This is a genomic window from Brevundimonas sp. (assembly GCF_023259385.1).
GTDB lineage: Bacteria > Pseudomonadota > Alphaproteobacteria > Caulobacterales > Caulobacteraceae > Brevundimonas.
Map to the genome: position 1 here is coordinate 1 of NZ_JAHFPF010000164.1, position 7999 is coordinate 7999.

Annotated in this window: 8 protein-coding genes and 1 pseudogene; 7 read left to right on the forward strand and 2 right to left on the reverse strand. The window is 71.2% G+C overall.

Annotation, left to right across the window (positions count from 1 at the left end; translation table 11 throughout):
- Positions 1-659 (forward strand): annotated as a pseudogene (locus tag Q0C81_RS12700) (hypothetical protein); the annotation flags it as partial.
- Positions 660-666: 7 nt separating this feature from the next.
- On the opposite strand, the gene cysQ reads toward Q0C81_RS12700, so the two are convergent.
- On the reverse strand, positions 667-1452 hold the full coding sequence (gene cysQ, locus Q0C81_RS12705; protein WP_291838389.1) for a 3'(2'),5'-bisphosphate nucleotidase CysQ: 786 nt from the start codon (positions 1450-1452) through the stop codon (positions 667-669).
- 89 nt (positions 1453-1541) lie between these two features.
- Between cysQ and chpT the strand changes: the two genes are divergently transcribed.
- From chpT to Q0C81_RS12735, 6 genes are all read left to right on the forward strand, one after another.
- Positions 1542-2198 (forward strand): histidine phosphotransferase ChpT, encoded by a 657-nt coding sequence (gene chpT / locus Q0C81_RS12710; protein WP_291838392.1) that lies wholly within the window; start codon positions 1542-1544, stop codon positions 2196-2198.
- A gap of 98 nt (positions 2199-2296) precedes the next feature.
- Positions 2297-2674, forward strand: coding sequence for a response regulator (locus Q0C81_RS12715; RefSeq protein ID WP_291838395.1), 378 nt, complete (start codon positions 2297-2299; stop codon positions 2672-2674).
- A gap of 4 nt (positions 2675-2678) precedes the next feature.
- The gene (locus tag Q0C81_RS12720) at positions 2679-3494 is read left to right on the forward strand and encodes a protein-glutamate O-methyltransferase CheR (RefSeq protein WP_291838399.1); all 816 of its coding nucleotides are present in this window, start codon (positions 2679-2681) and stop codon (positions 3492-3494) included.
- A gap of 62 nt (positions 3495-3556) precedes the next feature.
- Positions 3557-5452 carry a M20/M25/M40 family metallo-hydrolase gene (locus tag Q0C81_RS12725; protein WP_291838402.1) on the forward strand — a complete coding sequence of 632 codons (1896 nt, stop codon included), beginning with the start codon at positions 3557-3559 and terminating at the stop codon, positions 5450-5452.
- Between the two features lie 152 nt (positions 5453-5604).
- A complete protein-coding gene (recA, locus tag Q0C81_RS12730) occupies positions 5605-6705 on the forward strand; it encodes a recombinase RecA (protein ID WP_291838405.1) in 1101 nt (366 codons plus the stop codon).
- A 316-nt stretch (positions 6706-7021) separates the two neighbouring features.
- Positions 7022-7483 (forward strand): hypothetical protein, encoded by a 462-nt coding sequence (locus Q0C81_RS12735; protein ID WP_291838408.1) that lies wholly within the window; start codon positions 7022-7024, stop codon positions 7481-7483.
- Positions 7484-7543: 60 nt separating this feature from the next.
- On the opposite strand, the gene Q0C81_RS12740 is transcribed toward Q0C81_RS12735, so the two are convergent.
- Positions 7544-7882, reverse strand: coding sequence for a hypothetical protein (locus Q0C81_RS12740; RefSeq protein ID WP_291838410.1), 339 nt, complete (start codon positions 7880-7882; stop codon positions 7544-7546).
- Between the last annotated feature and the right edge of the window lie 117 nt (positions 7883-7999).

Sequence of the window (7999 nt, forward strand, 5' to 3'; positions counted from 1 at the left end):
TGGAGGCCGGGGTGACGCGCCGCGATCCGCGCATGCTGGATCAGGCCGGGCGCGACCTGCGCGCGCTGGTGGAGGCGGCCTCGCCCGATCACCGCCCCCTGACCCGCGCCCGCGCCCTGGCGCTGGCCGGCGCCGGCATGGCCGCCCTGGCCGTATTGGCCCGGGATGACGCCGCGGCCGCCCAGGGCCGGGCCCTGTTCGACGCCGCCGCCGATCAGTTCACCCCCGACCACAGCCCGCTCGACTGGGCCGCCGTGCTGCTGGCCGGGACCAGCAAGGACACCCCGCTGCTCACGCTGGCGCAGGCCGAGGCCCTGACCCGCGAGCCGGGCCTGCTGCTGGGCGCCCTGGTGCGTGAGCGGCGCCTGTCCGCGGAGGTCGCGCTGGCCGAGGCCCTGGGCGATGTGACCGCCCTGAACGGACTGGAAGCCGTGGTTCGCCGCCGTCTGTCGGAGCCCCTGCGGGTGCAGCCGCTGGACTGGGCGGCCGACCAGATCGGCATGGCGCAGCTGTTCCGCGCCCGCGCCCGCCTGACCGGCGTGGAGGCGCGGTCCGTCGGCCTGATGCTGGCCGAGGCGATGGAGACCGCGCGCGAGATGGGCGCCCCGGCTCTGGCCGACCGCGCCGTACTGGCGATGCCGGAAGCCGTCGAGATCTAGAGAGGCCTCAGCCGCCCAGGGCGACGAAGCCGCCGTTGGCGTGGCACGGCTTGCCGTAGCGCAGCGGCTGGCCGTCTTCGGCCATGACCCGCCCGCCCGCGGCCTCGAGCACCGCCTGCCCCGCCGCGGTGTCCCATTCGGACGTCGGGCCGGTGCGGGGATAGGCGTCGAAACGGCCCTCGGCGATCAGGCAGAATTTCAGCGAGGAGTCCGTGCCCTGCCACTGGACGCAGCCGTGGCGCGAGGCGAGGCGCGCCGCCTCGTCGTCGGTCATGCTGTGGCTCAGCAGGGCGGTCGGCGAGGCCGGGCGCTCGCGCACCTTGATCGTGGTCCACGCCTCGCCGAAGCGGCGGCGGAAGGCGCCCTTGCCCGGCGCCCCGCTGCGCCAGGTGACCTGGGTCGCGGGGGCGGTGACCACGCCGGCGACCGGCGTGTCTTTGTGTATCAGGGCGATGTTGACGGTGTAGCTCTCGCGGCCCTCGATGAAGCCGCGGGTGCCGTCCAGCGGATCGATCAGCCAGAACCATTCGCCCAGGATCTCGGAGACGCCGTTCGCCGCGACCTGCTCCTCGGCCACGGCCTGCACCTCGGGATAGAGGGCGGCGAGGCGGTCCAGGATCAGGGCCTCGGCCTCGCGGTCCGCCTGGGTGACGGGGCTGTCGTCCTTCTTGCTCTCGGCCACGACGCCCGAACGCCAGTACGGAAGGATGACCCGCGCGGCCTCCTCGGTGATGTCGGCCAGCGCCTCGGCCAGGGCGCCCGACGCGAGGTCGGCGATCAGTCGGTTGCTCATGGCCGATCCGATAGAGCATCCGCGCGGTTTGAAGAACCGGCAAATCAGGTCAGCCTTGGGGATACTCCGCCCAACCGCCTCCGGACCCGATGACCGACTTTGCGCCGACCTCCGCCCTGCCTGACGGGCAGGCCCTCGCGACCCTGGTCGCAGGCAAGCTTTGCCACGACTTCATCAGCCCGGCGGGCGCGATCAGCTCGGGGCTGGACCTGCTGAAGGACCCGTCGGCCCAGGACATGCGCGACGACGCCATGGGCCTGATCGAGGCCAGCGCGAAGAAGATGATCGCCCTGGTCAGTTTCGCCCGCGTCGCCTTCGGCGCCGCGACCTCGGCCGAGCGCTTCTCGGGCGCGGAGCTGGGCGAGCTGGTGTCCGGCCTGACCGAAGGCGGCCGCGCGACCCTGCAATGGGCGGTGACCGAGGGGACCTATTCCAAGCCGCAGTCGCGGGCGCTGGTGAACCTGGCCTATCTGACCGTGGCGGCCCTGCCCTCGGGCGGCGTGGCCACCGTGCGCACGCGCGCCGAGGGTGACGGCCTTGTGATCGAGGGAATCGCCGAGGGCGCCCGCGCCCGGCTGAAGGCCGAGGCGGTGTCCGGCCTGGCCGGCCGCCCGCTGTCCGAAGGCCTCCCGGGCCAGTGGATCCAGCCCTACTGGCTGTGGCTGACCGCCCACGATGCGGGAGGAACCCTGGATGTCTCGGCCGAGGAAGGCCGCGTCGCCCTGATCGCCCGCATGCCTAACTGACGCTTAAGGCGGTTTCCCAAGGACTCGTTAACCGGCTCAAGCCGATCATAGGCCCATATACACACGCGGGCGTTGCGTCCTGTTTCGCCCTCCAGGATATGAAATTGACCCCCAGAACCTGTCTGATCGTCGACGACAGCCGGATCATCCGGAAGGTCGCGCGCCGCATCGTCGAGGGGCTCGGATTCGAGGTCGACGAGGCCGCCGACGGCTCGGAGGCCCTGGCCTTCTGCGCGGGGGTGATGCCCGAGGTGATCCTGCTGGACTGGTCCATGCCGGTGATGGACGGCCTGACCTTCCTGCGCCGCCTGCGCACCCTGCCGGACGGAGCCGTCCCCAAGGTGCTGTTCTGCACCATCGAGACCCGCGCCGAACGCATCGCCGAGGCCCTGTCCGCCGGCGCCGACGACTATGTGATGAAGCCGTTCGACGGTGAGATCCTGACATCGAAATTCGCCGAGGTGGGAGCCGTCTGACCCCATGTCGCCCGAGGACTTCGATCGCCTGCAATCGCTGATGGCCTCGCGCGCGGGGTTCAGGCTGACGCGCGACCGGATGAAGCTGGCCGAGCACCGCCTGGGTCCCGTGGCCCGGCGCGAGGGGTTCGAGACCGTCGACGCCATGCTGGGCTCGCTGTGGGCCAAGCCTGTGGCGACCCTGGGCTGGTCGATCATCGAGGCCCTGCTCAACCCCGAGACCTGGTTCCGCCGCGACCGTCCGACCTTCGACACCCTGGGCGGCGAACTGCTGCCGGCCCTCAGCCGCGCGCGAACCGGCCAGCCGGTGCGCGTCTGGTCGGCGGGCTGCTCGACCGGGCAGGAGCCGTGGTCGATCGCCATGGCCGCGCTGGACGCCGGCGCCCCGGTCGAGATCGTCGGCACCGACCTGTCGCAGCGCGCGCTGGAGAAGGCCCGCACCGGCGCCTACACCGGCTTCGAGATCCAGCGGGGCCTGAAGGCCGAGACCATGCTGCGCTGGTTCGAACAGGCCGACGACGCCTGGATCGCCAAGCCCCAGCTGCGCGCCACGGTGCATTTCGCCCGCGCCAACCTGCTGGACGCCCCGACCGACGACGCCCGCTTCGACGTCATCTTCTGCCGCAACGTGCTGGACGACATGGACCCGGCGCGCCGGACCCAGGTGCTGGACAATCTGGAGCGGCGGCTGGTCGACGACGGCGTGCTGTTCCTCGGCCCAGACGAGCGGATCGAGGGCGACAGCGTCGCCTTCCGCGCCGTCGCCGGACGCCGGGGCCTGTTCGTCAAGTCGCCGACGGCCGTGCGCCGGGCCGCCTGATCCCCCTTCGCTAATCCTGAAAATCGTCTAGCGTCGCCTTCGGTCTTCGGGGGAATGTCGACATGCGTCTGTTCTGGCTGATCGGATCGCTGGCGCTGGCGCTGGCCATCGGGGTGCTGACCCTGCAGGTCCCGCGTCCCGTCGCGGCGGACGCCCCGGCGACAGCCTTCTCCGCCGGACGGGCCATGGCCGATGTGCGCCAGATCGCCCAGCGTCCCCACCCCATCGGCTCGCCGGATCATGCGCGGGTGCAGGCCTACCTGCTGCAGCGGATGGGCGCGCTGGGCCTGCAGACCTCGACCCAGACCGGACCGATCTCGCCGGGCTCGGCGCGGCGGCTGAGCCAGCAGGGCGGCGATCAGGCGGCGGCCGATTTCAGCGCGACCAGCCTGATCGGCGTGCTGACGGGACGGAACCCCGGTCTGCCCGCCGTGGCCCTGATGGCCCACTACGACACCGTTCCGCACTCCCCGGGAGCGGCGGACGACACCACGGGTCTGGCGGCGGTGCTGGAGACGGTGCGGGCGATCCGCGCGCGGGGCCCGGCGGAGCGGACGCTGGTGGTCCTGTTCACCGACGGCGAGGAGCTGGATCTGGACGGCGCGCGCGTGTTCTGGGGCGGCCACCCCCTGCGCGACCACATCGGCGCCGTGGTCAATCTGGAGGCGCGCGGCGGCGGCGGCCGGGCCATGATGTTCGAGACCGGACGCGGCAACGCCCAGACCATCGCCCTGTTCGGCCAGGCGGCGGTCAAGGCCACGGGCGGGGTGACCTCCAACTCCCTGGCCGTCTTCGTCTATGAGACCATGCCCAACGGCACCGACTTCACCGTGCCCAAGGCGCGCGGCGTGCAGGGGGTGAATTTCGCCTTCATCGGCCGGCCGGAACAGTATCACGCCCCCGCCTCGACCCCGGAAACCCTGGACCAGGGCAGCGTGCAGCACATCGGCGCTCAGGCGCTGGAGACGGCCGACGCCCTGGTGCGCGCGCCCGTCCTGCCCGCCGCCACCGCCAACGCCGTCTACGCCGACCTCTTCGGCCGGTTCGTGGTCCACTATCCGCCGGTGATCGGATGGGGGCTGTGGGCCATCGCCGCCGCTCTGCTGGCCGCCGCCGCCGCGCTGGCCCGGCGCCGCGCGGGCCTGACCTTCGCCGACGTCGGGCGCGGCATGATCGACGGCCTGTGGTTCCTGAGCAGCGGACTGGTGCTGACCCATGCGGTGCGGCTGGCCGGCGGACCTCTGTCGGAGCGGGCCGAGAGCGCGGAGGCCTACTACACCCTGCTGGCCCGGCTGCCCTGGCTGGAGGCGGGCGCGGCTCTGGCGGTGCTGGCCCTGATGCTGGCGGTGCTGGGCGGCCGGACGCGGGCCGACCGTCGCGTGACCGCCGGCGCTCTCACGGCGTTGACCCTCCTGACCCAGGTCCTGGGCGGGTTCAATCCGCTGATCCTCGTGGCGGGCGGCGCGGCCATCGGCCTGTCGCTTGCGCCGGGCCTGGCCGCGCGCAGCGTCTGGGGCGGCTGGACCGGGCTGATCGCCCTGGTCCTCGTGTTCGCGGCGGGCGCCCAGGCGGCGGCGCCCGAGACGGCCTTCCTGTTCCTGTGGCCGGCCCTGCTGGCCGGGCTGGCGGCGGTCGCGGCCGCCGCGCTCGATCAGGGCCTGACCCGGCCGAAGTCGCTGGCCGCCGTCGCGGTCGCCGCCGTCCTGGGCGGGGCCTGGCTGATCGGCATGGCCCACCCGGTCTTCCTCGGCATCGGCATGGACCTGCCCGGAGTGCTGGCCCTGCTCGGTTTGCTGGGCCTGATGCTGGTTCGGCCGTTCAGCCCCGAGCTAGCGGTCGAGCGGCCGTTGCTGATGGTCGCGCTGGGCGTGCTGATCCTCGGCGCGGGCCTGTCGGCCTATGCCCAGGTCGCCGAGCCGATGGCCCGCGATCCGCAGGCGTCGTCGCAGAACAGCTGACCTCATACGTCAAATTTGGACGTACGGCACCAGAACCGGACAGGGACAGAAAGAGAACATCTTGTGAACCAGAACAAACCATGCACATAGTCCGCCTCACACAACGAGGGGGCGGGTCCATGGCGGGTCTCTCCCGAAACCAGATGGGAATCATGGCAAGGGAGACGAAGGCAGTGTCACAGGCGGCTTTGAAATTGGTGGGCAAGGAAGACGGCGACAAGCAACGCGCCCTTGAGGCCGCGATCGCGCAGATCGATCGCGCCTTCGGCAAGGGCTCGGTGATGAAGCTGGGCAAGGGCGGCGTCGTCGCCGAGATCGCCAGCGTCTCGACCGGATCGCTGGGCCTCGACATGGCGCTCGGCATCGGCGGCCTGCCGCGCGGCCGGGTCATCGAGGTGTTCGGTCCCGAAAGCTCGGGCAAGACGACCCTGGCCCTGCACACCGTGGCGGAAATCCAGAAGGCCGGCGGCGTGGCCGCCTTCGTCGACGCCGAACATGCGCTCGACCCCGGCTACGCCCAGAAGCTGGGCGTGAACCTGGACGACCTGCTGGTCTCGCAGCCCGACACGGGCGAGCAGGCGCTGGAGATCGTGGACACCCTGGTGCGCTCGGGCGCCGTGGACATCGTGGTGGTCGACTCCGTCGCCGCCCTGACGCCGCGCGCCGAAATCGAGGGCGAGATGGGCGACAGCCTGCCCGGCCTGCAGGCCCGTCTGATGAGCCAGGCCCTGCGCAAGCTGACCGCCTCGATCAACAAGTCGCAGTGCATCGTCCTGTTCATCAACCAGATCCGCCACAAGATCGGCGTCATGTACGGCTCGCCGGAAACCACGACCGGCGGCAATGCGCTGAAATTCTACGCCTCGGTCCGTCTCGACATCCGCCGCACCGGCGCGATCAAGGATCGCGATGAAGTCGTCGGCAACACCACCCGCGTGAAGGTGGTCAAGAACAAGGTCGCCCCGCCGTTCCGCGAGGTCATCTTCGACATCATGTACGGCGAAGGCATCTCCAAGCTGGGCGAGATCATCGACCTGGGCGTGAAGGCCGGCGTCGTCGAGAAGTCGGGCAGCTGGTTCTCCTACGACAGCCAGCGCATCGGCCAGGGCCGCGAGAATGTGCGCGCCTTCCTCAAGGCCAATCCGGATGTCGCCGACTCGATCGAGAAGGCCGTGCGCGCCTCGACCAACAAGATCGCCGACGAACTTCTGGGCACGCCCGAGCCGGACGAGGGCCAGGACCTCGAGGGCTGATTATCCTCCCCCATCGGGGGAGGGGGACCATCCTGAGCCGACGGCGAAGGATGGCGTAGGGGGCCGCTTCGCCCCCTTCCACTCCAGACACGACACTTCTCCGGCCGGGTTCGCCGACCCGCCATCCGACCCCGCCGGGCCGGGCCGGACGGAGCGGCCGCTCGACCCCCGCCGGGTCGGGCGGCCTTTTTTCGTCCGGGCCTCCCCCTTCGACGGCGGATCGGGCGCCGCGCCAAGGCGGACGTCCATGAGAGAACGACGACGGGATTGCCGGATGGGCCGGAGGGGGTGATCGTCGGCGCCGGGAGGACTTCACATGATCAAAACGGGTTCCGGCGCGCGCGCCGCCTTCGTCGCCGGCCTCGCCGGGGGCGCGGCCGACATTCTGACCGCCTTCGTCATCTACCGCCCCGCCTCGCCGGAGAAGATCCTGCAGTCGGTGGCTTCCGGACTGCTGGGTGCCGCGGCCTTCCAGGGCGGATGGGGCGCGGCGGCGATCGGCCTGGCCGCCCACTTCGCCCTCGCCGTCATCTGGGGCGTCATCTTCATCCTCGCCGCCGGCCAGGCGTCCGCGGTCCTGCGCCGGCCGATCCTGTCCGGCCTGGGCTTCGGCGTGGTCGTCTACGGGGTGATGAACGCCATCGTCGTCCCCCTGTCGGCCGCCCCGCCGCGCGGCGCGCCGCCCGCCGAGATGATCGGGCTGGGCCTCCTGGCCCACGCCCTGTTCGGCCTGGCCCTGGCCTTCACCGCCGCCCGCCTGCTGCGCGCGGAGCGCTGACGCAGAACGGGGCGGCCCTTCCGGACCGCCCCGCTTCCTTCTTCAGACGGACGCTTCCGCCTACCACTCCGGGGGCAGGTAGGGGCCGAAGCCCGAACAGACGTACATCGGGGTCTTCACCTCGTAGCCGGCCGGCAGCCACGGCGAGGTGACGAAGATCATCTGGCCCGACTGGACGCAGCTGTCGGACCCGCTGCCGATCAGGTTGGTGTGCTCCGCGTCCGAATAGACCTCATAGGAATAGGCGATCGGGAAACAATCGCTATGGCCGCTGAAGCAGTAGATCCCCGGCCCGGGGTAGTACTGCTGGACCGACGCCGCGGGCGCCGGCGCCGCCGCTCCGAGCGACATAGACAGGGTCAGGCCCGCCACGGCGGCGCCAAGCATCTTGATCGACATGATACCCTCCTTCACACGCGCCCCTCCGGCGCGCGGGTAGTAAGCGGCGCCAGTTGCACAACCCTAAATGACAAGTTCGTGTGTAAGGCGAATCCGCGTCGGCGCTCTCGCGAGCCC